A 22,522-nucleotide genomic window follows, 5' to 3' on the forward strand; every position below is an offset into this window, starting at 1 on the left:
AGGCGTAAAGCCTTATAAAAACAAAGCTAAGGATTATTTTTTGTAAGCAAGTAGCTAAGTTGTTAACAATTTAGAATGGTTTGATATAATACATTTAATTTAACAAGTAAACACATTCAGTAATACAACGGTAAAGATTCTATAACGGTCACTTGTATTAAAAATTCCATTTTTGAGAAAAATTATACCCAAACTTATGGAATCAAAAAGTAATAGTAGAAGGAGTTTTCTTAAAAAATCTTTAATTGTATCTGGAGGAATTATTTTAGCCCCAAATTTTATTAGCTGTAGTAGTGATGATGATAGTGCTGCTAGCTTTAACCCTGAGGGGTATACCAATAAGAATTTCGACCAAGGTGTTGCCAGTTTCGACCCGAGTAGCTCTTCGGTAATTATCTGGACACGTTATAATAAGCCAGGTAGCGAAATTATATGGGAAGTTGCTACTGATACTTCTTTTGATACCCTAGTACGTACGGGAACTATAACTACTGATAGTACACGCGATAATACCATTGCTATTGAACTTACAGAGCTTGATGCTGACCAAAAATTATACTATCGTTTTGTGAACGTGGCAGACGAAGCATTGTCTGTAACAGGTGAAACGATAACATTGCCTGTAAACGCCAACCAAGTAAAATTAGCAGTTTGCTCATGCTCTAACTACCAAGCAGGGTTATTTACGGCTTACGATGCTATGGCAAAATCGGATGCTGATATTATAGTACACTTAGGTGACTATTTTTACGAATATGGAGCAGGAGGATATGGCGCATCTGATGAAAATGCATTTTTGAATAGAGACCATAAGCCTGCGGGAGAAATCATATCGTTAAACGATTACAGAACACGCTACAAACAATATAGGTCTGATGTTCATTTACAACTTGCACACCAAAAGAAACCTTTTATATGTGTTTGGGACGACCACGAAATAACAAACGATGCGTATAAAGATGGTGCAGAAAACCATACCGAAGCTACCGAAGGAAGCTACCAAGTAAGAAAACAAAATGCACTGCAAGCCTATAGTGAATTTTTACCATTTTCAAGACAAGATTCTAGTAATAACGAGTTAATATACAGAACTATTAATATTGGTGGTTTGGTTGATTTAATGATGCTAGATACCAGAATTATTGGGCGCGATAAGCAACTCAATATTGGTAATTACTATACTGCTGCTGGATTTGATGGTGCTGCTTTCCAAGCTGATCTTACAGATGCCTCGAGATCGTTATTAGGTACTACACAACGCAACTGGGTTATAAACCAAATTGGTGCCAGCACAGCCAAGTGGCAAGTGTTAGGGCAACAAGTACTAATGGGTAATATGCACGTACCTGCCGAAATGATAACTGCTTTTGGAAGCCCAAACTTTAACCAGATATTAGGAGAGCTAGTGCAAATAAAAGTACGAATGCAAAATAACGACCCTACACTTACCAACGAAGAGCGTGCAAGAGTACTAACTACAATACCGTATAACCTAGATGCTTGGGATGGTTACCCAATAGACAGAGAAGCTATATATAGTGCCCTAGGCGGTAAAAAAATAGTTACACTAGCAGGCGATACCCACAATGCATGGAACAATACCTTATACGCACAAGATGGTACAGAGGTTGGTATTGAGTTAGCGACTTCTAGCGTTAGCTCGCCAGGTTTTGAAACGTATTTGGGAGATGTGGATGCCAGTGTTATAGCAGGATTCCAGCAAGCGCTAACCATATTAATTGATGGATTATCGTACTTTGATGCTTCCAGACGAGGCTTTATGATGACTACGTTTACACAAGCAGAAGTAAAATCGGAATGGATGTTTGTAAGTACTATTTTATCTGAAAATTATGCTACAGAGGTAGGGTATACGGTTATCTATTCGTAATGTTTAGATAACAGCTTATTATTTTAAATACCCACTTTATTTTTATCAAGTAGGTGTTTTCTATTCAACATTCTTTAATCGTAAAGTTTAAATGCAAAAGAAGAATATTGCTAACTTTCGGAAATGATTTTGATAGCTTCTACAGGATTGAACTCTGGATTTTCTGGTTTGTGTAAAAATTCTTTTATTTTTTCCTCTTTTACTAGTTCGTCCTTTATAGTGTAAGAATGTCTATAGTCGTAACCTTTTGCACCTAAATATTTCATTACAAAACTATTAGTTCCAACAAAACCACTACCATATTTCTCCGCCCATTTTTCACTTTCTACTAATTCATTTAAGAACTCTTCTTTAGTAATATTTTTGTAAAAATTACTCATATTACTCTTTTCTTCGAACTTATCTAAATCAATTTGATATAAAATTTTGGGCTGTGGCTTTGGATCTTCATTTAATGCATGATTCAATTTTTCATCTATAATACGCTTTTCTTCATCTTGTAATTCTAAAATTTCCTCTTCTCCAGTATAGATAGGATCGTAGCTAATTCTTATTTTGTCTTTTGCATTTAATATATAAAGAGTTTGATTTGAAAGATAAAAAGAATTAATTATATAATGTGTGTAAGGTTTTAAATCGTGCTTATTTCCCAAAAGCCAGTCATTTTTCGTAGTATCATTGGTTAAAAAAATGGTATCCTTTTTTGAAGAATACTGGAATTTAATCATTTCGTGATAGATTATGAAATCACCGTACGGATCATCTTTTTTGTCACCACAACCTGGAAATGTATACTTCCAGTTAACTTTTTGTTCATTTTTAAACTTATCGTAATCAATTTTTAAAGAATCAAACTGTTTTTTTAAGAAAGTAATTTCTTCTGTTGATAAGTTATCAATAATATTAAATTGAGTAACAATTTCTAAAAGAGGATCATCACGCTCAATATCAGCCTTTCCTTCTAAATTATTCTGAATTTCATCTATTTCAACTCCTTTTTCGTTTATACGTTTCTCAAAATCATTGTTCTCAAAAATATTTACTAAGGCTGTCGATATTTCTAAATTTAAATTTAATAAGACATGTATATACTTTAATGTACCAAATATAATAATTATGTAAAATTGATGTAATTAACTCCTTAGATTAACATTCCTTTATCTCAGAGAATGAACTAGAACGATAGTACAGTTTAGAGGTTAAAAAGAAAGGTAAGAATAACATTTAAAACAGTTATACGTCTGATTCAAAAATACCCACTAATAGGTATTACTGCAATTCTGTAAATCAAGTATTTTTACCTATTGTTTTATGAAAAATATTAATTTTATTTGACAAATTCTTTGACTTATGCTGTGTATAGAAAAAAACACTCTCGACGATTTAATGTATGATATACTTAATTCTCTTTTAGATATATCTACAAATGTTACAGCATCAAAAGGCAAAAATAGTGAGATTTTTGGTGTTTTATTAAAATTGAAAAATCCTCTTGCAAGAATAAGTAGAACTGAAACTAAAGGTAAACCCTTTAGTGCTTTGGGGGAATTATTATGGTATCTTTCAGGTAGTAACGAATTATCGTTCATACAATATTATATAAAGTATTATTCAGACTGTTCAGATGATGGCAAAACTATTCAAGGTGCTTATGGTCCTCGAATATTTAATATGCATGATAAGTTTAATCAACTTGAAAATGTAATTAAGCTACTAAAAGAAAATCCACAAAGTAGGAGAGCGGTTATATCACTTTTTGATGCTTCAGATCTTGAAATGTTTTATGATAGTAAAGAAAATAAGAGAAGACTTTCTAAAGATATCCCATGTACATGTTTTTTACAGTTTACTGTTAGAAGTAATAAACTTAATTTATATGTATCTATGAGATCTAATGATGCATATGTTGGTTTACCTCATGATATATTTTGTTTTACCATGATTCAAGAACTTGTTGCCAAATCTTTGCAATATGATATGGGAGAATATTATCATTCCGTTTCCAGTTTACATTTGTATGAAAAAGATTATCAGAAGGCGAGAAATTATATAAATGAAGGATATCAGTCAACAAGTTTTCAAATGCCTGCTATGCCTGACGGAAATCCTTGGGAAAAAATAGAAATCCTTAAAAGCTATGAAACTAAAATTCGTAATGGTGAGGATTTTAATCTGGATGATGTTAATACTGAAGCATACTGGTATGACTTACTTTTATTAATTAAAATACATTCTTTATATAAGAGTGGACTTATTGATAAAATAGAAGAGCTAAAATGTAAAGTTTCTTCATCAATATATACCGAATATATAGAGAAAAAAATTTTAGATAGTATTGCTAAATTTGCAAAAAAAGAAGAATGACAACAGAGCTTATTAACTTAGTAGAATACTTTAACAATAAAAACTTAGAAGAATTAGAAGTTATTACTTGGGGTAGCCCAATTATTTCATTTGGTAATATTACAAATTCAAAAATAGCCACTTTAGGTATAAACCCGAGTAATAGAGAGTTTGTAGATGCACAAGGTTTAGAACTCAAAGATGATAACCGAAGATTTCATACCTTAGATTCGTTAGGAATAATGGATTGGAGTGAAATTACTGACAAACATCTCAATAAAATATCTGAAACCTGTAATGAATATTTTAATAGAAATCCTTATGATAATTGGTTTAAAAAACTTGATTATCTAATATCAGGAGCCTCATTATCATTTTATTTTCCACTTTATAATGCTTGCCATTTAGACCTAATACCTTATGCCACATCACGTAAGTGGTCAGAACTTACAACTGAACAAAGATTTTTATTATTAGAATTAGGTAGTGATTTTTTAGGTAACCTAATTAAAAATTCTGAGATAGAATATATTGTCTTAAATGGCCAAACAGTAGTTGACAACTTTGAAAGGGTTACTTGTACTAAATTGAAGAGGCAAGAAATGGATGCTTGGTCATTAAAAAGAAAGAATACAACTGACGTAATGGGCTATTCTTACACAGGGTATATAGATAGAATTGGTAATGTTAATTTAAATAGGCAAATAAAGGTATTAGGATATAATCATAATATACAAAGTAGTTTTGGTGTAAGCAATGAAGTTTTAAAAGAATTAAGAGATTGGCTAACAGATAATATTATTTAAATGAAACAAATTAAACAGAGAGTAAAGGATAAGTCTTTATATGATACAATTAAACAGAAACTGGTCTCTTATGAAGGAAGAAACTTGCCGGGTATAAGCGCACAGGCAAATCTTGATTGCTTTACTTGGCAAATTGTAGATAGTATAAAACGGATTAAATATGTAGAAGTAATTAGAGATAGAGAGGTGTCCGAAACATGTTCTGACCCTCAAAGTACAGCTTTTGATCCCATTAAAGCAGCATCATATTACATTAAAAAAGGTAATATTGATGAAGCATTTTGGCTTGTATTTCTCGCTACTCATTTTGGGAAAAATAAAAAAAGTAAATGGGGACTTGTAAAAGCAGTTTATAGCGGGTTGGGAGATGAAATTTTATGGGATTGGAATACGGTAAGCCAAGATCCAGAAGGATTTCGAGAATGGCTTAGAATTAATAATGCTGATGTAAAAGCTCGTGGAAAAGTTGGAAATCACAGGAAGTACACCTCATTAAGTGCAATAAACAATAACGGCACTGGCGCAGCTGTAGTTTCTTATGTAGATTGGATTTGCCAACAAGAAAATCATGAAGCATTTTTTAATAATATACTTATCAATGAGACTAATCCAAAAGTAGGCTTTAAGAAGATTTATAAATCGATGGACTATGTTAGAAGTTTTGGTAGAATGGGTAAATTTGATTATTTAACAATGGTTGGTAAATTGGGGCTTCTAAATATTCAACCAGACTCTGTATATATGCAGGGAGCAACTGGCCCATTTGAAGGAGCAACTAAATTATTTGGAGGAAATCCTAGCCGTAGAGAACTTAATCGATGGTTAGAAGATTTGGAAAACCATTTAAATCTGAATTTTGGTATGCAGGTTTTAGAAGATGCTATTTGTAATTGGAATAAAAATCCGGGAAGATACATATATTTTGGCGGTTAGTCATTAACCTTTGATACTCTTGAATTGTAATCAATAAGATTTTCTAATGTTGATTTAGCTCTACTATACAGCCAATCGAAACCAACAATTTTAACTATACCTTGAGTTGATTCATTTTCCTGTCTTAGTCTATCTTTCTGGGCATCTGCGAGATTTGTTTCCAAACCAATTACAACTAATGCAGTTGGGCGCCAAATATCAGGGAATTTGTTCTTTGCATATAGTAAATTTAATATAACCCATTCTCGATATTCTAATGCTTGTCTGCGCGCATGTATAGCCTCTTTAGATAAATTCCCATTTTTTGTTATAATATTTTGGTAAGGTTTCTCTATTTCAATAACTGTGTAGCTATTATCTATAGATTTTACTACGAAGTCCGGCTGATATGACTCACCAAAACGGGGTTTTGACCATATTTCACTGTAAAAAGGTTCTAATAAATAACCATGTTCCTTTAAAAACAAGTGGTAATAAATTTCGTCACGCGGAGAATCATAGATAAGACTATTATAATCTTCTATTCCCTTATTACTAAACTTTAACCATCTCATTACACCAGCTGAAAATATTTCCTCTTGTGCTTCGGGAGTAAAAAAAGGTTTACTTAAAGAATGCATAACAGAGTAGGGTAACTTTTCTTCCTTATCGATTTCAATTACACAGTCAATTAAAATCTTTTTTGCATGTTGTCTTAGTTCCTTTGTTTTAAATTTTTCAGAATTCAATCCCATACTCCTCCATATATACAAACCTTTTGCATAATTTGGAAGTTGTATTATTTGACCAGATGCTACATAAGCTAATACTCCAGTGATTACACTAATATTTGCGAACGAACAATTGGGTTCAAAAACAATTTCCTTTAATTTATCCAATCCTTTTACTTCCCAATTTAGGATAGCCACTGCTGCTGAGTTTTTCAATTCCCATTTATAAGTATAACCTCCATAATCACTTTTAACCAATCTGGAAACTTGTATTAAACTCTCATCATTGTTTAGTCCAATTGCTAATGTAAATAAATCATTTAAATCATCAAGGTGAGCACCATGCTCGATAAAATTAGAAACTTTTTGAGAGAGATTATTCATAATATACAGAGTTAATATCTTCCCAATTGTATTTCCTCTTATAACTATTTAAATAATTAAACCCTATTATACCTAAGTATTGCATTTGCCCAACAATTATGCCCGGTGCAATATTAAGTTCCATTGCCAACTTAATTAGTCTTCGCTGGTTGCTTCTCAAATTAATAAGTTCTTTATGATAAGTATATGGCACTAAGACTTCGGCAGCAAATGCGTTGGCTTCATGTTCTTGCTCATCAACGTTTCCATTTTGTATTTCGATATGTGTAGTTTTTTGATGTAATATTAAATGTCCTGCCTCATGGAAAAAGGTAAACCAAAATTGATCATCTGATAAATATCTAAAACTCAAAAGTAGTAAGGCTTTGTCGTCCGAAATAAACTTTGTTGCTCCGCTTGCCCTACACCCAGGAGGTGTTGGAACTATAACAACAGCTACTCCAAATTCTGCACATTTTGAAATTAAACGTGGCAAAAAATCTTTTGGGTTTTTATTTCGAGATAGTTTTTTTAAATCATCGAGCGAACTTTCAAATAAGCTTTTATCCCAGGGTTTGCATTGAATACTATGAGCAATTATTTCTCCTCTTCTTAACCATGTCGCAACAGCACTTTCATCTGAAGAGAGAGTTTGTGAAGTTCTAAACGCTAAGCCATGTGTTTCAGATGAATATTTTGTTTTCCAGTTTTTTATACTTGTTACATTAAAAAAATCTAAACAAGCTTTAACTTTATCTTCCACGTCCCCAATCCAACCATTACTAATCATAAATTTGATTGGTAATTGCTTAAGCCAATTAATGTTTTCGGACTGTATTTTTTCACAGATAAATCTATATTGCTCCTCTCTGGTTAACCAAAAATCGTTAGATACTCCAAAAAAGCCTTCTAATTGTAAAGCTAAAGATTTATTGATTATAGTATTTCCTCTAATTAAACTATTTATGGATTCTATGGATGTATCCATATGGTCTGCAAAAGTTGAAAGTGAAATATTTTGCTCTTCTAAAATGTCAAGCATTGTTTCACCCGGAGGAGATACCCAATTTGGGTCAAAACTTAAATTATTCATGATACTTACTTACCTAATCTCTAAAATTTTTACTCTTTTGACCTTAGACCAGTCTACTTTATCTACTGGTACATTGATAGCACAAAAAATTAATATATGTTCAGGTGATAAACTAATTTTATATTTAGGGACATTACCACCATCATTAATTTCCTGTGGAGAACCAACTCTGATTTCGGATAACATATCAACTGTTTTAACCGCTAATAAATCAGCTAAACGTGCATGTAATTTTCTTGCTAAATCCGGTCCTAATACCTCAATCGCAACACTTTCATCCTCGCATATGCTTCTAATTTCTGTATTTTCGAAAGAGAGTATCAAGTAAGTAATTAAAGTTAATGATTTTATGCAAATATATTATAACTTATATTAAAATTATTAACATTTCATTACTAATAAATTATATAGTATAAATCTTATCAATATTTTCTACATTACACGAATCAATTCTAATATATTTCTAAATAATTTTTGCTTATAGTTTTATGTAACTAAATATGACAAGGTGTCGCAGTTAATTTATGGCATGATTATTACCTTTTATTATGATTATAAAAAACTGTAAATATGAAACCATTATCAGATTATCTAACTAAATCTTTGGAAAACAATAATAACATTAGATTTCATTTTTCCTATGATGTTAAAGATGTAGAAAAACATTTTAATAATAGTCAAGAAAAAGCCACGAAATATTTGTTAGAATTTTTTAGAAAAAATGGAGTTTCAGATGTTTTCCCTTGCTGTGCTTCAACATTAATTATCGTATATTCTGGAGATAGTAATCATCTATCTTCATTAGTAAAAAGCGAACTGGGAGTACGTTTTAGATACATTATAACTCATATAGCTGAAAATCAAATTTTCTATAATACTGAAAAAGATTTTGGAAAAGAGCTTCTTGGAGAATGGGAAAATATTATTCAAATGTAAAATTATTGAGACATTAAATTCCTAAACCATTCTCTAAAAAACGTATTGTAATCGCTTTCCGTATAAGGAATATTTTGTTTAGGATGATCATAAACATAATGTTTTTCATCTATAACACATATTCCCCAGTAAGTAGTCAATTTAATTGATTTAGGTATTTTTCGACAAGATACCACATAATCAATCCATAAATATGATAGAATTAGTTTTTTTAAGAGAGTTGTTTTCATGTTCATGTAATTCGATGTTTTTATTTTTTAATATAACAATTCCCCTGCATTTCCCCATGTGACCCATTTTGATTAAATTTGTATTATAAAATATTCGTGCTTGATTGCATTATTACTTAAATCTAAACACCACCCTGAAGTCTTTGACTTCTTGATTTTACAAGTAGATAATGTACATAGGTGCGCCGATAAGGCGTGGCTTGTATCATTACTTGTAAGGGATGTGGTGTCCTGGATTTAGGGTGGTGCAATGTCCACGCCTGTTTTATTTATTAAATCAAGTATTAACCAAAATCCAAACACCACATGGAAACTTTACTAAAGATTCTCAAACCACCGGAGATTAAACATTTATTTAGAAATTTCTTGAAGTGATGTGCAAGGCATTTGTACCACAAATGCGTCCTAAAGTACCTCCTTAAACACTTACCAATTACAAGGAATCGTTAAATCAAATTTTAAAAATTTAAATCAAAAAAGAATGAAAAATATATCATTTGCGACACTATTGATGTCAACTATCCTATTGGTAAATTGTTCAGGTAAGTCTGAGAAAAAGGATGCCATAAATCAAGAAGAAACCTTTGAGTCAGAAATAACTCAAGAAGAAATGCTTGAAGAAACAGATTTTCAACAACCTGTTGAAGAAAATACTCAATCGGAAGATTGGGATGTCATCTTAAAAAATTACGAAGAATACATCGACAATTATATTGTGCTATTGAAGAAATCTAAAGCTGGAGATACTTCTGTAATGCCTCAATATATGGAGATGATGGAAAATGCTAACAAGCTATCAGAAAAATTAGGAAATGCTAATGGAGAGCTGTCAGCTAAACAGATGTCAAAATTCATGGAGTTACAGAACAAGTTGACTAATGCTGCTTTGGAAATGCAATAGACATTAGATTAAGAAAAGGAAAAAGCCATCCCTGCGGGATGGCTTTTATAATTAAACAATCTCCTAAGATTCTTCTGTATTATCTTCTTTATCATTAGTAATCACCATATCCAAAAGACTCTTATCGTTTGAAGGCTTAACTTCTGGTGTCTTTTCTTCATTTAGAGCTTCTGTTAGGTGTTGAGAAAGTGGTTTCATAATTATACATTTTTTGTTATAGTATATGTATAATTGAACTGTGTATTAGAGAAAGAGATTGATATTATAAATTCTTAAATTATTTAATATTCTGGGAAATAGTGAGAAACATCAACATTGTCAATAAAGACATTACATGATATCATTGAAGAATTCCCTTCAATTACACTTGGATTTTTTAAAACAACTTCTCTATTTTCTATAAGTTTTTTAAGCTTAGCAATTGCATAATCGGAATGAGATTCATTAGAATTTGGGAGTTTATATCCTTTGATTTTTATCGTATTGCCAACTAACTTAACGCCTTCAGGGTTAGTCCAAGCCCAATTTGGATTAACTTTAATATCTTCGCCGTTTAATATTTCTATAACTTTAAATGCCATGATAATTATTAATTTTTATCCTCTAGTATATTTTCTTGTTTAACAACCTTATCAGTTCTATCTTTTATTAAAGCTTGTTTTGCTTCAATGACCATATTTAAAATCTGCCACAGTACAAATAGACAGTACGCAAAGCATACTCCACTTATTGCTAAAACTAGTATTTTAAGCAATGATAAATTAGAATTTTCTAGATTGCAATATTTCGTCCGAGCAAAATAATAGATTGCAATAAAAATGATGGATAAAATTAAAGGAATAAAAACTCTTTTGATTTGTCTTCTCGGATTCAAAAGATTTAATTCTTTCATAATCTGTTTCTTATGAGTTTTATTCTTTTTTAAAATTTTTTTCATCTCTTCTTCCATGTCTCTTTCTTCACGATTTTTATATAAATCTGCATATAGAGACTCGATAGTTTTCAATTGCTGTTCATTTTTAGCCCTTGATTTTTCAATTGATTCAATAAATATTGATATTAATAGCGTAAAAGAAGGTCCAATGAATCCAAATGTTGCTACGATTATTTTGGAATAAATTTCGATAATTTCTTTCATTCTTATCTAGTATATTAATTTCCTTTAATATTCTAGGTAAAGATAAGTCAATTCTATGTTAGTTATACATCATTTCTTTTTGATTACATACCATTAAAGGTTTGTAATATATATAACATCAATTAGAAGCTATTAAATCTTTGTACTTTATTCGTTCGTCAGAATTAACTAAAGAAAGATTAAACCTCTCTCCATCTTTCATGTGACGAGTATTGTATCGGTAAGCATATTCATCACAATATCGTTGTAAATGCTTTGGACTTACGGCATGATATATACCTGTAGTTCCTCTTTTCAATAAGCTCCAAAAACCTTCAATACCATTAGTATGATAAGCACCCATCTTGTAAATGCCCTCATTGTGTTTAATAACGTGGTGAATATAGCTTTTATTTAATCTTTTGTAAGCATTCCATCCATCAGTAACTACGACAGTACCTTTTTTAATTTTAGCCTCGATTATAGGAGTTAATACTTTAGATCGGGTATTTTTTACAACTTTGACATATACAAGCCCTCCTGAAAGCATACCAAATACTGGTACTTTTGTTTTCAGGCTACGGCCTTGAGTATTTGAGACTTTCTTTTTCTTACTTCTATTCTTATTCTTTCCGCCTACATAGGTTTCGTCTAACTGAGTAATTTCATCAAATTCAAACTCTACATTGTTAGCAAAGGAATGACGAATTCGACTTAACATAAACCAAGCTGTCTTTTGAGTTACATTCAAATCTCGATGTAATTGAAGACTGCTAATTCCTTTTTTGTGGGCAGCGAATAAATAGATAGCAGTAAACCATTTTCTAAGAGGAATGTGAGAACTTTCAAATATTGTTCCTACTCTTACAGTAAATCTTTCTCTACAATCCTTGCACTTGTATAGACCTTTAAATTCTCCCTTTTGTTTTAACTTATAGTGATTGTCTCTTTGACTACCACACTTCGGGCAAATGGGTTGTCCATTCCAACGTAACTTTTCTAAATGTTGCCTGCAAGTATTTTCATCTGGCAAAGAATCCAGCATTTGAATTATAGACTTGAAAACAGCGGTCGTATCTAATTCTATATCAGGATGTTTTGCCATTATTGATTTATTAAATATAATAAATTTTGGCTTAACAGGTAATGTTTTTCTTACTTTTTTTAGTTCTTTTCTTACTTTTTTGTGTATAGGAGCTTCAACCATAACTTACGTTTTGGTTGAACTGAACAATGTTGTTTAGTATTGGTCAATCGAGAATATTTATAGTTTTGGCTGTTGTCATAGACGTTGTTTAATTATCTTATAAATTAAAAAGCAAAATCCACCTTTGGGCAGGTGGATTTTGCAACATCATTTAAAGACTGTCAAAAAAGTCATATAACTTTAAAAACAAGTTGACAACCTTATTTGCTTTGCTGATGGTGAACTGTCGAAACTGGTTTTGCATGAATTGCAATAACCTTCGAAATTTGAAATTTCTCATGAATTAAAAATTTTAAAATTTCGAAACTTAACAATGTTGTTATGGTTGATGCTTATCGGTCAATGATGTTAACAAAATCCCAGCCGATGGCTGGGATTTTAAATTTGAAAGTAATTTTGATATAATGAGTATATAATTGTTTAACTTATAATATGAAAAAGCAAAAACTGCTCGTTGTAGAGCAGTTTTAAAAATATCCTAATCGAAGAGAGTCTGGAAGAAGTTCTATTGAATTAAATTATATTTGGTACATTAAAGTATATACATGTCTTTAATAATTCTTTAGAAAGTTCTGGATAATCATTAACTAATATCTGATTTTTCGTTGTAAAATGCTCAAAACCTTTAATTATACCAGATTTAATATCAACTATTTCGCGTTTTATATTTTTATATGCATTCGTGAATTCGTCAACAGAGTTTAGATAAGATCGAATATGATCTATCCGATGTTTCAAAAATTCTTTTTCGATCTGTTTTGTTATGAAAATTCTAGATTTATTTTTTTCAAAAAATTTAATTATGTCATCTCTTTCTGTAAACGAAATTTTATAGTAATCTAATAAAACATTGGTGTCTAAAAATATTGGTATATCATTTTCAAGATTTAATGCAGCAAGTAAGTTTTTTGAATATTGGCTCAATGCTTTTTGCGAAACTGGAATTGAAAAGAAATTATTAGTTCTAAAAACAAAATCTTCCGAAAATGTCTTGCAGTCGTCGATTGGCTTTTGTTTCATAATTAGTTTCATAATGGATAGTGTAATTTACAAAAAAATATTATAAACAATCCTTCGAAATAAATTTTCATAACAACATGCCTTAATTCTGTTATTTTCTTACTTTTGGATACACAAAAAAATGAATTTCTCAAAATACGCTATGAATTTCGACAGAAAACAAGTTACCGACGCGCAACTACTTGATTTATATAAAAGAATACTAAAACCCCGATTAATTGAAGAGAAAATGCTAATACTTATCCGTCAAGGTAAAGTATCTAAGTGGTTCTCAGGTATCGGGCAGGAAGCCATATCAGTAGGTCTTACCGCTGTACTGGATAGCGACGAGTACATACTCCCCATGCACCGTAACTTAGGGGTATTTACAGGACGTAATATTCCGCTATACCGTTTGTTCTCGCAATGGCAAGGCAAAGCCAACGGTTTTACCAAAGGGCGCGACCGTTCTTTCCATTTTGGTACACAAGAATATAAAATTATAGGCATGATATCGCACCTTGGTCCGCAATTGGGTGTTGCCGATGGTATTGCGCTGGCCAATAAATTAAAGCAAAACGGTAAAGTTACGGCTGTATTTACAGGCGAAGGCGCTACTAGTGAAGGTGATTTTCACGAAGCGCTTAATGTAGCCTCCGTATGGGAGCTACCCGTTTTGTTTATTATAGAGAATAATGGTTACGGCTTATCTACACCTACCAATGAGCAGTACCGCTGCGAAAATCTTGCCGATAAGGGTATAGGCTACGGTATTGAAAGCCATATTATAGATGGTAACAATATTTTGGAGGTATATAACCAACTAACCGATTTAGTAGCTTCGATGCGCAAAAATCCGCGCCCTGTTTTATTGGAGTTTAAAACCTTTCGTATGCGTGGGCACGAAGAGGCGAGTGGTACAAAATACGTGCCTCAGGAGCTTATGGATATGTGGCACAAAAAAGATCCTGTAGATAATTTTAGGGCTTACCTAAAAGCTGAAGGTATACTTACTGAAGATTACGATGAAGCTTTACGTGCTGAACTAAAAAAAGAAATAGACGAAAACTATAAAAAAGCTTCTGCTGAGCCTGCTATTGCCGCAAACCTTGATGAGGAATTAAATGATGTATACAAATCGTACGATTTTGAAGCAGTAAACCATAACGGTAGTACAGAAAACATACGAATGATAGATGCTATATCACAGGGTTTAAAACAATCGATGGAACGCCACGATAACCTTGTTATTATGGGGCAGGATATTGCTGACTATGGCGGAGTATTTAAAATTACCGATGGTTTTGTAAAGGTCTTTGGTAAAGACAGGGTACGTAACACACCAATATGCGAATCGGCTATTATATCGGCAGGGATGGGGTTATCTATTAACGGGTATAAAGCTGTTGTAGAAATGCAGTTTGGCGATTTTGTATCTACAGGATTTAATCCAATAGTTAACTATTTAGCAAAAGTACATTACCGTTGGCAGGAAAATGCCGATGTTGTAGTGCGCATGCCTTGTGGGGCAGGGGTACAGGCAGGACCATTCCACTCGCAAACTAACGAGGCATGGTTTACCAAAACACCAGGCTTAAAAGTAGTATATCCAGCTTTCCCTTACGATGCTAAGGGGCTTTTGGCAACAGCAATTAACGACCCTAACCCTGTAATGTTTTTTGAGCATAAGGCACTGTACCGCAGTATGTACCAAGATGTACCAACAGATTATTACACATTACCGTTTGGTAAAGCCTCGTTATTACGAGATGGGCAAGATGTAACTATTATATCGTTTGGTGCGGGTGTACATTGGGCATTAGAAACGTTGGATAAACATCCTGATATTAGTGCTGATGTGTTGGATTTAAGAACGTTGCAACCGTTAGATACCGAAGCCATTTTTACATCGGTTAAAAAGACGGGTAGAGCAATTATTTTACAAGAAGATAGCCTCTTTGGTGGTGTAGCTAGTGATATTTCGGCAATGATTATGGAGCAATGTTTTGAGTATTTAGATGCTCCAGTACAACGTGTAGGTAGCCTAGAGAGTGCTATACCCTTTACCAAAGCATTAGAGGACCAATATTTACCAAAGCAACGCTTTGAAACTGCTTTGCAAGAGCTTATGGCATACTAGCAGCAAGCCTTACCAAATAAAACACAACGTAAACCCTGCTTATACCAAAGCAGGGTTTATTTATAATACTATAGAGAAAACCACTTGGTTTTACTGTTGTTTACAACTAGTAATATGTAGTTTTGTAGTACAAAAAATATGATTATGAAATTTCACAGCAGAAAATGGGTTAAACCCGAAGATTTAAATCCCAACGGAACATTATTTGGAGGTAAATTATTGGCTTGGATAGATGAGGAAGCCGCACTATACTCTGTAGTACAGCTCGAAAATCAAAAAGTTGTTACCAAACACATGTCCGAAATTAACTTTATGAGTTCCGCCAAAGAAGGCGATATTGTAGAAATTGGTATTGAGGTAGTACGCTTTGGTAAAACATCTATGGTACTAAAATCGGAAGTGCGTAATATGATGACGCGCGAAACAATAATAACAGTAGATAGTATTACTATGGTAAACCTTGATAGTTTGGGGCGACCTACTGCACATGGTAAAACGAAAATAGAGTACGTTAAAGACCGTATTAATAACAATTAGTCTTCGCTCACAAAAATATCATTAGACGGTAGTTCGAAAATTTCGAGATCAAAATATTTTACCGATGCGATCACATGGTCAAAAATATCAGCCATAATATATTCGTAGTTTACCCAACGCTTGTCCGACGTAAAAGCATATATCTCTATCGGAATGCCTTTTTCAGTAGGTTGTAAGTGGCGGCACATCATGGTAAGGTCTTTATTAATAGCAGGGTGCCTTTCTACATATTCAGTAATATATTTTCTGAATAACCCCAAATTAGTTAGGTTACGACCGTTTATTCGTACTTTTTTATCAGCACTATTCCTAGCATTATACTTTTCTATATCCGCTTGTCTTTTGTCAATGTAAGATGCTATGAGTTGTATCTGATTGAATTTCTCCAACTCTTCATTACTCACAAACCGTACGCTATTAGCTTTAATAAGCACGTGTCTTTTTATGCGGCGTCCTCCCGAGTTGGTCATGCCACGCCAGTTTCTAAACGAGTCAGATATTAGGCTATAAGTAGGTAGTGTTGTAGTAGTATTATCAAAATTGCGTACTTTAACGGTAGCAAGGTTAATTTCAATAACATCACCATCGGCACCATATTTTTCCATCGTTATCCAGTCGCCAATACGTACTAGGTCATTTACACTTACCTGTATGCTGGCTACAAAGCCAAGTATGGTATCTTTAAATATTAATAGTACTACTGCCGATACTGCACCAAATGTTCCTAATATTTTTATTAACGCAATGTCAAACATCAACATTACAATAGTAACTAAGGCAAAAATCCATAATATTATCATTATTACCTGTATGTAACTATCTATTGGCTTATCGCTATAGTTAGGTAATGTTTTAAGATAATCTCTTACGGCATTTAAACTACTTTTTATAATCCATAGTGTAAGAAATATTATAGATATGTTTACCCCTTTCTCAAAAATGTGTTCCCAGTATAAAAAATCTTTAAGTACTATAGGAAGCGCATAAAAAATAAACAATAGCGGAACGAGGTGTGCTACATATTTTGATGTTTTATTTTCGATTAAAAAATCGTCGAATGATGTCTTAGTTCTTTTCGCAAACGTATCAAAAGCAGCAATTAGTATTTTCTTGGATAGGAGATCCAGTATAAATGCTATAATAGCTACAAATATTAAATTAACGGCTAGTTTACCGTATAGCGCAGCACTATCAGTAAATCCAAGATTTTTAAAAAAAGTATACGACCAATCTAATAATTCCATACGGATAAATTATGCGTTCGATTTAAAATATTTCTTTTCAATATAAAATGTTCCAAACGGTATTACAGATGCCGCACAGATTATAAGAAACTTTTTCCACGCCCAGCTTTCTTCAATTTTAAGCATTATAGCCATTATTATATACCCTATAAAAAGTACTCCGTGCGCCATACCTACTATGCGCACCATTTCGGGCATTTCCCATATATATTTTAAGGGCATGGCTACAAAAATTAATGCTAGTAACGATATACCCTCTAGTGTGGCTACTATCTTAAAAAAACGTATCATATAAATAAATTTAGGCAAAGGTAATAATCAGTGCTGTTTTAAAACGTAAAGAATATCATAAAAAACAAAAGCTGCCTTACATTCAAGCAGCTCTTATAAATATTATGTGTATTTATATGTTGGTTTAAAACGCAATAAATGCTTTGTTATACTCCCTAAGGTCCAATATGTTATTCTTATTGGTTAAGTCTGTAAATAACGATAGTAGGTAATCCAAACTTTCCATATCATTTTCAGCACTTCTTTTAGGTTCGGCTACTACCTCGTTACCCTCCTCATCTTCCTCAATTGGCTCATCATCTGGTATTGGTATCAGGAATGCACCATTTGCTTCCAAGTGCTCGTACGTTAACCTAATAGCTTTTGTAGCTACAGGATTTTGCTCTTCCAACGCATAAGCACGTAGTTTTTTAAGGTCGGTAATTAATACTTCGGCATTAAAACCATTTTTGAATAAATCAAGCTGTATTTTATTGACTAATTTTTGTGCACTTGGATTTTCCACAGTATAAATTGATTTAGTTTTTTAAATGCTAATAGGGACTGCAAAAATACTACTTTATATATTTTTCCAATATCATTTTACCAATTTTATTGTACTAAATACAATTATCCTGTATTTTTGAACACTACATTATACTATGAGCAAACGCGACCTTAAAAAATACCTTACTTCGCTTCCGAAAGAAGAACTTGAAACCCAGTTAATGACATTGTACGAAAAGTTTGGGGAAGTAAAAACGTACTACGATTTTATCTTTAATCCTAAGGAAGATAAACTTGAACAGGAGGCTAAAACCAAGATACTCCATGAATATTTCCCTGTACGGGGTAAGAAACGCGCTAAACTACGACGCTCTGTAGCGCAAAAACAAATTAAGCATTTCATCTCGTTAGGAGTAGATTCTTATATAATTGCCGATGTAATGTTGTATAATATAGAAATTGCCCAAAAATATACCGCTAAACGCGAAATACGTAACGCTACTTTTTATAGGAGTATGTATAACCATTATAAGCAGGTGGCTGATTACGTAACTGCCAATGGTATGGCTGCCGAGTTTAAGCCACGTATTTTAGCAATACATGACACTGTTTTTGAACAAGAATGGGAAAATTGTAAGGAGTTTGAAAGGATATACGATAATTTTGAATAGTATTTACCTAAAACAAACTTCCCTGTACATCGGCTTTATGGAAACCAGTGTTTAATTTACCCGTTCTAAATAAATTTACCTTTTCGTGAGCCATACGCGTAGGTTCAGGTATTCGGTGTTTCGCAATACACTGGCTTATAACAGTTAAACTATCCGCTACGCTTACTTTATGCCCAGGCGATATAAAAACGGGCTTTACACTATCTTTAGTGCGTAATGCGTAACCCGCAACATCGTTATTAATGTAAATAGGGCTATTGCTCCCTTTTTGTAAATTGAGGTTAGGGTATTTACCAAACAGCATATTTTTAGCACAACCAATAGTAGCACAGTTAGCCAACAACCCAAAATGCGATGCAATACCCATACGCCTTGGGTGTGTAATACCCTGTCCGTCCAACACTACAACATCAGGCTTTTGGGGCAACTGTTCCCATGCTTTTAATAAGGCAGGTGTTTCTCTAAAACCCAAATACCCCGATATGTAGGGTACAGTAGTTTCTGCTGCTACTAGTGAGTACGATTGTACTACCATTTCGGGAAATTGTAGTACCACAATACCAGCATATACAGTAGTTGTATTTTTATTATGCGATATATCGGCGCCAGCTATAGTTTTAATATTAGTTAGGTTACTTTCCAATATAATATCCTTCCGCATTTCATTCTGAATTGCAGTAGCCTCAGTAATCGATATTCCGTCGTAGTTAAGCATCATCAATGTTTTTCAGTATAAATATATTATGCTATTTAATGCCATTACCACCCAGTATGTTTTTTAGGATATAATTAACGCAATACGCTTTATTTAATACGATATGCTAAAGAAATGTGATAAAAATAATCTTACAGATTTGTAATTCCCAAATCTTTCATAAAGTTAACCTCCTTAGCCTGTTATAAATTGTTACTTATCCTAGTAATAGCTAATTTTATAGCTAATTATACTTATGCTTAAAATGTAGGTATGCTAATACCAAATTCAATGAAAATAATAATAATAGGAGGAGGTTTTGCAGGTATAAACCTTGCAGAAGAACTGGCGAATAATAAAAATTTTGATATAACATTAGTAGATAAAAACAACTACAACTTTTTTCCGCCACTAATTTATCAGGTAGGTGCTGCTTTTTTAGAACCATCGAGTATAAGCTACCCATTTAGGAAATTATTTCGAGGTGAAAAAAACATACAATTTCGTTTGGCGGAATTACTATCGGTTAAACCAGAACAAAACAAAGTGATATTGAGTAACGGTGAACTAGAGTACGATACACTTGTTTTTGCTACGGGAGCCCAAACAAATTATTTTGGTATTGAAAGTGTAATGAAGAACGCAATACCCATGAAAACCCTTACGGATGCTATAGAAATGCGAAATACGTTATTGCAGCGTATGGAAAAAGCATCGATAAGCAACAGCAGTAGCGAGCGTAAAAAACTGCTTAGTATTGTAGTAGCAGGGGGAGGACCTACAGGGGTTGAGGTATCGGGTATGTTTGCCGAAATGCGTTCGGGCATACTGCGTAAGGAGTACCCTGAACTGGCTAAAAGTTTTAGCAAAATTTATCTTGTAGATGGTTCCGATTCTTTATTAGGTTCCATGAGTAAAAAATCGCAAAAGGATACAGAGGATAATCTTAAAAAACTGGGTGTTGCCGTAAAATTAAATTCGCGTGTTACCGATTATAAAGATGATACCGTTCATTTATCTACTGGCGAAACCATACAAACCAAAAATTTAATTTGGGCGGCAGGTGTAATTTGCAGAACGTTTGAGGGTATACCTGAAGATAGTTATGGTAGAGGCAAACGAATGAAAGCCGATGCGTTTAACAAAGTAATAGGTACCAATAATATATACGCTATAGGCGATACAAGCATACAAACTACAGACGAGGCTTTCCCCGATGGGCATCCGCAGGTTGCACAGGTAGCCATACAGCAAGGGCTTAGGCTAGCAAAAAACTTTAAAAACATGGTAGCCAATAAGCCACTACAACCCTTTAAGTACAAAGACAAAGGCTCTATGGCTATAATTGGTAAAAATAAGGCTGTGGTAGATATACCAAAACCAAAGCTCCATTTTAAAGGTTTTATTGCTTGGTTAGCATGGTTGTTTGTACACCTAATGTCGTTAATAAGCTACCGCAATAGGTTTGCTACCTTTTTAAACTGGATGGTTGCCTATTTCTCTAAAGATCAGCCATTGCGTATGATAATACGACCTGAAAACCGTTATCCTAAAACAGATCAGTAATTTATAAATGATTAAAATATTTATAACCAAACTTTTTCTGCTTCTGTAGCATCAAGTATATCAATATTAAAAACTACTTTAAAGTGTTCGGCTACTTTAAGCGCATCATCTTTGTTGGTAGTTTTATAAAAGGTAATGTATTTATTTCCGTAAAACATGTTTATTAGTATTACTTCGCTTCTTACTGTTGCCGAAGCGGTAATAACCCTTGCCGTTTGGTTTTCGTGAGTGCGAAATACTGATATGTATTCAAATTCAGGGCAAGGCTTCCATTTACCTATATGAATTCCGAAAATAGATTGCGTTCTTCTATACGTTTTACTGGTAATATCAACCTGAGAACCTTCTGTAGCAACAAAATTAATACCTAGCACTAAGAAGATAGCTCCCATGATAATATTTAGGAAAAGTATTGCAAACAGCCCAAAAGGGATGAGTGCAGATCCGAAAAGCATTTTCATGAATGGTACAGGCTTAACATAGGTAATAACATTATTCATAAGGATTTATTTTTAGTACAAAACTACAAAGAATACTAAACTCCAGTTTGGTTATCATATAATAGAATATTATTGGTAAGTTCTTGTTAATAGTTAACGAACTTTGTACTGCGAAGCATAAAGATAATGACAGTTACAAATAATCCTGATAAAATATTAATTGTACACTCTGATGGTGCAACTAAAGATGAGGTTATAGCCACTGTACAAAAATCAGGATTTATTATAACGGAAGTATAAACAGTATCTACTTATCAAACAAATAGCAAAAGTGTATTTACAGCTCAAACGTATTAACCTCCAATACCTCACTTGGTTGCATACTGTTTAGGCTTACATTGCCAATACGCACCCTAACCAAACGCAGGGTAGGAAAGCCTACAGCAGCCGTCATTTTACGTACTTGCCTAAATTTACCTTCGGTTACTGTTATGGCTACCCATGTAGTAGGTCCGTGCCTTTCGTCGCGTATTTTTTTACCGCGTTCGGGTAATTCAGGTGTTGTAATAACGTAAGCCTTGCTTGGTAGGGTAGTGTATAGCTCTCCTTCTACACTTATGGTTACGCCTTTTGCAAGTTTTTCTATTGCCTCTGGTGTAATAATTCCATCAACTTGTAAATAGTATTCTTTCTCTACTTTTTTACTGCGTACTGCTGCACTAACCTTACCGTTTGTAGTAAGTAATAACAGCCCTTCCGAATCCTGGTCGAGCCTTCCTATAGCCATAGTACCTTCTGGAAAATCGTATAATTCTCCTAATACCCTTTTTTTACGCTTTTGGTTGTTAATAAACTGGCTAAGGTAACCGTAAGGTTTGTATAGTATAAAGTGACGATGCATGGTTTGTATTTGCAGGAGCAAAG

The 22,522-nt window shown here is 33.0% G+C and carries 25 protein-coding genes; 10 read left to right on the forward strand and 15 right to left on the reverse strand.

Going from position 1 to position 22,522, the window contains the following annotated elements:
- The first annotated feature begins 196 nt into the window (after positions 1–196).
- Complete coding sequence (locus K1I41_RS09205; RefSeq protein WP_220641852.1) at positions 197–1,891, forward strand: alkaline phosphatase D family protein; 1,695 nt, start codon at positions 197–199, stop codon at positions 1,889–1,891.
- Between the two features lie 110 nt (positions 1,892–2,001).
- On the opposite strand, the gene K1I41_RS12535 is transcribed toward K1I41_RS09205, so the two are convergent.
- A complete protein-coding gene (locus K1I41_RS12535) occupies positions 2,002–3,009 on the reverse strand; it encodes a PIN-like domain-containing protein (RefSeq protein WP_508349113.1) in 1,008 nt (335 codons plus the stop codon).
- Positions 3,010–3,277: 268 nt separating this feature from the next.
- On the opposite strand from K1I41_RS12535, the gene K1I41_RS09215 reads away from it, so the two are divergent.
- The 3 genes from K1I41_RS09215 to K1I41_RS09225 are packed head-to-tail and all read left to right on the forward strand — an operon-like array spanning position 3,278 to position 5,973.
- Positions 3,278–4,255, forward strand: coding sequence for a thymidylate synthase (locus tag K1I41_RS09215; protein ID WP_220640065.1), 978 nt, complete (start codon positions 3,278–3,280; stop codon positions 4,253–4,255).
- Positions 4,252–5,040 carry a hypothetical protein gene (locus K1I41_RS09220; RefSeq protein WP_220640066.1) on the forward strand — a complete coding sequence of 263 codons (789 nt, stop codon included), beginning with the start codon at positions 4,252–4,254 and terminating at the stop codon, positions 5,038–5,040. The genes K1I41_RS09215 and K1I41_RS09220 overlap by 4 nt, the downstream gene beginning before the upstream one ends.
- Complete coding sequence (locus K1I41_RS09225) at positions 5,041–5,973, forward strand: alpha-glutamyl/putrescinyl thymine pyrophosphorylase clade 3 protein (protein ID WP_220640067.1); 933 nt, start codon at positions 5,041–5,043, stop codon at positions 5,971–5,973.
- On the opposite strand, the gene K1I41_RS09230 is transcribed toward K1I41_RS09225, so the two are convergent.
- Genes K1I41_RS09230 through K1I41_RS09240 form a run of 3 tightly spaced genes read right to left on the reverse strand, consistent with a single transcriptional unit; the run spans position 5,970 to position 8,463 of the window.
- On the reverse strand, positions 5,970–7,067 hold the full coding sequence (locus tag K1I41_RS09230; protein WP_220640068.1) for a Shedu anti-phage system protein SduA domain-containing protein: 1,098 nt from the start codon (positions 7,065–7,067) through the stop codon (positions 5,970–5,972). The two genes, K1I41_RS09225 and K1I41_RS09230, sit on opposite strands and share 4 nt — an antisense overlap.
- Positions 7,060–8,139, reverse strand: coding sequence for an ImmA/IrrE family metallo-endopeptidase (locus tag K1I41_RS09235; RefSeq protein ID WP_220640069.1), 1,080 nt, complete (start codon positions 8,137–8,139; stop codon positions 7,060–7,062). Before K1I41_RS09235 ends, K1I41_RS09230 begins: the two co-directional genes overlap by 8 nt.
- Before the next feature lie 9 nt (positions 8,140–8,148).
- The gene (locus K1I41_RS09240; RefSeq protein ID WP_220640070.1) at positions 8,149–8,463 is read right to left on the reverse strand and encodes a hypothetical protein; all 315 of its coding nucleotides are present in this window, start codon (positions 8,461–8,463) and stop codon (positions 8,149–8,151) included.
- Between the two features lie 246 nt (positions 8,464–8,709).
- Here K1I41_RS09240 and K1I41_RS09245 point away from each other — a divergent pair, with 246 nt between their 5' ends.
- Together K1I41_RS09245 and K1I41_RS09250 are read left to right on the forward strand one after the other, a co-directional pair.
- Positions 8,710–9,075: a hypothetical protein gene (locus K1I41_RS09245; protein ID WP_220640071.1), complete on the forward strand. Its 366-nt coding sequence runs from the start codon at positions 8,710–8,712 to the stop codon at positions 9,073–9,075.
- A gap of 711 nt (positions 9,076–9,786) precedes the next feature.
- A complete protein-coding gene (locus K1I41_RS09250; RefSeq protein WP_220640072.1) occupies positions 9,787–10,206 on the forward strand; it encodes a DUF6591 domain-containing protein in 420 nt (139 codons plus the stop codon).
- Between the two features lie 63 nt (positions 10,207–10,269).
- Here the strand turns inward: K1I41_RS09250 and K1I41_RS12445 are convergent, their stop codons facing one another.
- The 5 genes from K1I41_RS12445 to K1I41_RS09270 form a co-directional block, all read right to left on the reverse strand.
- Complete coding sequence (locus K1I41_RS12445; protein WP_255566909.1) at positions 10,270–10,404, reverse strand: hypothetical protein; 135 nt, start codon at positions 10,402–10,404, stop codon at positions 10,270–10,272.
- 83 nt (positions 10,405–10,487) lie between these two features.
- Entirely contained in the window at positions 10,488–10,787 is a 300-nt protein-coding gene (locus K1I41_RS09255; protein WP_220640073.1) for a hypothetical protein, read from the reverse strand.
- Between the two features lie 8 nt (positions 10,788–10,795).
- Complete coding sequence (locus K1I41_RS09260) at positions 10,796–11,344, reverse strand: hypothetical protein (protein ID WP_220640074.1); 549 nt, start codon at positions 11,342–11,344, stop codon at positions 10,796–10,798.
- A 118-nt stretch (positions 11,345–11,462) separates the two neighbouring features.
- Positions 11,463–12,530, reverse strand: a complete 1,068-nt coding sequence (locus tag K1I41_RS09265) for an IS1595 family transposase (protein WP_255566910.1) — start codon at positions 12,528–12,530, stop codon at positions 11,463–11,465.
- Positions 12,531–13,043: 513 nt separating this feature from the next.
- Positions 13,044–13,562 (reverse strand): PIN-like domain-containing protein, encoded by a 519-nt coding sequence (locus K1I41_RS09270; protein WP_220640075.1) that lies wholly within the window; start codon positions 13,560–13,562, stop codon positions 13,044–13,046.
- A gap of 130 nt (positions 13,563–13,692) precedes the next feature.
- Here K1I41_RS09270 and K1I41_RS09275 point away from each other — a divergent pair, with 130 nt between their 5' ends.
- Complete coding sequence (locus tag K1I41_RS09275) at positions 13,693–15,669, forward strand: alpha-ketoacid dehydrogenase subunit alpha/beta (RefSeq protein ID WP_220641854.1); 1,977 nt, start codon at positions 13,693–13,695, stop codon at positions 15,667–15,669.
- A gap of 144 nt (positions 15,670–15,813) precedes the next feature.
- Positions 15,814–16,206, forward strand: coding sequence for an acyl-CoA thioesterase (locus K1I41_RS09280; RefSeq protein ID WP_220640076.1), 393 nt, complete (start codon positions 15,814–15,816; stop codon positions 16,204–16,206).
- Here the strand turns inward: K1I41_RS09280 and K1I41_RS09285 are convergent.
- From K1I41_RS09285 to K1I41_RS09295, 3 genes are all read right to left on the reverse strand, one after another.
- A complete protein-coding gene (locus K1I41_RS09285; protein ID WP_220640077.1) occupies positions 16,203–17,450 on the reverse strand; it encodes a mechanosensitive ion channel family protein in 1,248 nt (415 codons plus the stop codon). The two genes, K1I41_RS09280 and K1I41_RS09285, sit on opposite strands and share 4 nt — an antisense overlap.
- 9 nt (positions 17,451–17,459) lie before the next feature.
- Positions 17,460–17,741, reverse strand: a complete 282-nt coding sequence (locus tag K1I41_RS09290; protein ID WP_220640078.1) for a DUF3817 domain-containing protein — start codon at positions 17,739–17,741, stop codon at positions 17,460–17,462.
- Between the two features lie 124 nt (positions 17,742–17,865).
- Positions 17,866–18,246, reverse strand: a complete 381-nt coding sequence (locus K1I41_RS09295; protein WP_220640079.1) for a hypothetical protein — start codon at positions 18,244–18,246, stop codon at positions 17,866–17,868.
- Between the two features lie 136 nt (positions 18,247–18,382).
- Here K1I41_RS09295 and K1I41_RS09300 point away from each other — a divergent pair, with 136 nt between their 5' ends.
- Entirely contained in the window at positions 18,383–18,898 is a 516-nt protein-coding gene (locus K1I41_RS09300; protein WP_220640080.1) for a DUF6155 family protein, read from the forward strand.
- A 7-nt stretch (positions 18,899–18,905) separates the two neighbouring features.
- Here the strand turns inward: K1I41_RS09300 and nfi are convergent, their stop codons facing one another.
- Positions 18,906–19,616, reverse strand: coding sequence for a deoxyribonuclease V (gene nfi, locus K1I41_RS09305; RefSeq protein WP_255566911.1), 711 nt, complete (start codon positions 19,614–19,616; stop codon positions 18,906–18,908).
- A 267-nt stretch (positions 19,617–19,883) separates the two neighbouring features.
- Here nfi and K1I41_RS09310 point away from each other — a divergent pair, with 267 nt between their 5' ends.
- Positions 19,884–21,158 (forward strand): NAD(P)/FAD-dependent oxidoreductase, encoded by a 1,275-nt coding sequence (locus tag K1I41_RS09310; protein ID WP_220640081.1) that lies wholly within the window; start codon positions 19,884–19,886, stop codon positions 21,156–21,158.
- 20 nt (positions 21,159–21,178) lie between these two features.
- Here K1I41_RS09310 and K1I41_RS09315 read toward each other — a convergent pair whose 3' ends face one another.
- Together K1I41_RS09315 and K1I41_RS09320 are read right to left on the reverse strand one after the other, a co-directional pair.
- Positions 21,179–21,658, reverse strand: coding sequence for a hypothetical protein (locus K1I41_RS09315; protein ID WP_220640082.1), 480 nt, complete (start codon positions 21,656–21,658; stop codon positions 21,179–21,181).
- 277 nt (positions 21,659–21,935) lie between these two features.
- Positions 21,936–22,499, reverse strand: coding sequence for a pseudouridine synthase (locus tag K1I41_RS09320; RefSeq protein WP_220640083.1), 564 nt, complete (start codon positions 22,497–22,499; stop codon positions 21,936–21,938).
- Positions 22,500–22,522 lie beyond the last annotated feature (23 nt).

The sequence above is a fragment of the Flavobacterium litorale genome (assembly GCF_019613795.1).
In the GTDB taxonomy this organism is placed as follows: Bacteria; Bacteroidota; Bacteroidia; order Flavobacteriales; family Flavobacteriaceae; genus Flavobacterium; species Flavobacterium litorale.

Bases quoted from the DNA above. Each gene is read 5' to 3' on its own strand.
- K1I41_RS09265 (WP_255566910.1), bottom strand. From the start codon at position 12,530: ATGGTTGAAGCTCCTATACACAAAAAAGTAAGAAAAGAACTAAAAAAA.
- nfi (WP_255566911.1), bottom strand. From the start codon at position 19,616: ATGATGCTTAACTACGACGGAATATCGATTACTGAGGCTACTGCAATT.
- K1I41_RS09290 (WP_220640078.1), bottom strand. From the start codon at position 17,741: ATGATACGTTTTTTTAAGATAGTAGCCACACTAGAGGGTATATCGTTA.
- K1I41_RS12445 (WP_255566909.1), bottom strand. From the start codon at position 10,404: ATGAAACCACTTTCTCAACACCTAACAGAAGCTCTAAATGAAGAAAAG.
- K1I41_RS09260 (WP_220640074.1), bottom strand. From the start codon at position 11,344: ATGAAAGAAATTATCGAAATTTATTCCAAAATAATCGTAGCAACATTT.
- K1I41_RS09215 (WP_220640065.1), top strand. From the start codon at position 3,278: ATGTATGATATACTTAATTCTCTTTTAGATATATCTACAAATGTTACA.
- K1I41_RS09270 (WP_220640075.1), bottom strand. From the start codon at position 13,562: ATGAAACTAATTATGAAACAAAAGCCAATCGACGACTGCAAGACATTT.
- K1I41_RS09235 (WP_220640069.1), bottom strand. From the start codon at position 8,139: ATGAATAATTTAAGTTTTGACCCAAATTGGGTATCTCCTCCGGGTGAA.
- K1I41_RS09250 (WP_220640072.1), top strand. From the start codon at position 9,787: ATGAAAAATATATCATTTGCGACACTATTGATGTCAACTATCCTATTG.
- K1I41_RS09320 (WP_220640083.1), bottom strand. From the start codon at position 22,499: ATGCATCGTCACTTTATACTATACAAACCTTACGGTTACCTTAGCCAG.
- K1I41_RS09275 (WP_220641854.1), top strand. From the start codon at position 13,693: ATGAATTTCGACAGAAAACAAGTTACCGACGCGCAACTACTTGATTTA.
- K1I41_RS09280 (WP_220640076.1), top strand. From the start codon at position 15,814: ATGAAATTTCACAGCAGAAAATGGGTTAAACCCGAAGATTTAAATCCC.
- K1I41_RS09255 (WP_220640073.1), bottom strand. From the start codon at position 10,787: ATGGCATTTAAAGTTATAGAAATATTAAACGGCGAAGATATTAAAGTT.
- K1I41_RS09310 (WP_220640081.1), top strand. From the start codon at position 19,884: ATGAAAATAATAATAATAGGAGGAGGTTTTGCAGGTATAAACCTTGCA.
- K1I41_RS09205 (WP_220641852.1), top strand. From the start codon at position 197: ATGGAATCAAAAAGTAATAGTAGAAGGAGTTTTCTTAAAAAATCTTTA.
- K1I41_RS09315 (WP_220640082.1), bottom strand. From the start codon at position 21,658: ATGAATAATGTTATTACCTATGTTAAGCCTGTACCATTCATGAAAATG.
- K1I41_RS09230 (WP_220640068.1), bottom strand. From the start codon at position 7,067: ATGAATAATCTCTCTCAAAAAGTTTCTAATTTTATCGAGCATGGTGCT.
- K1I41_RS09300 (WP_220640080.1), top strand. From the start codon at position 18,383: ATGAGCAAACGCGACCTTAAAAAATACCTTACTTCGCTTCCGAAAGAA.
- K1I41_RS09245 (WP_220640071.1), top strand. From the start codon at position 8,710: ATGAAACCATTATCAGATTATCTAACTAAATCTTTGGAAAACAATAAT.
- K1I41_RS09220 (WP_220640066.1), top strand. From the start codon at position 4,252: ATGACAACAGAGCTTATTAACTTAGTAGAATACTTTAACAATAAAAAC.
- K1I41_RS09285 (WP_220640077.1), bottom strand. From the start codon at position 17,450: ATGGAATTATTAGATTGGTCGTATACTTTTTTTAAAAATCTTGGATTT.
- K1I41_RS09225 (WP_220640067.1), top strand. From the start codon at position 5,041: ATGAAACAAATTAAACAGAGAGTAAAGGATAAGTCTTTATATGATACA.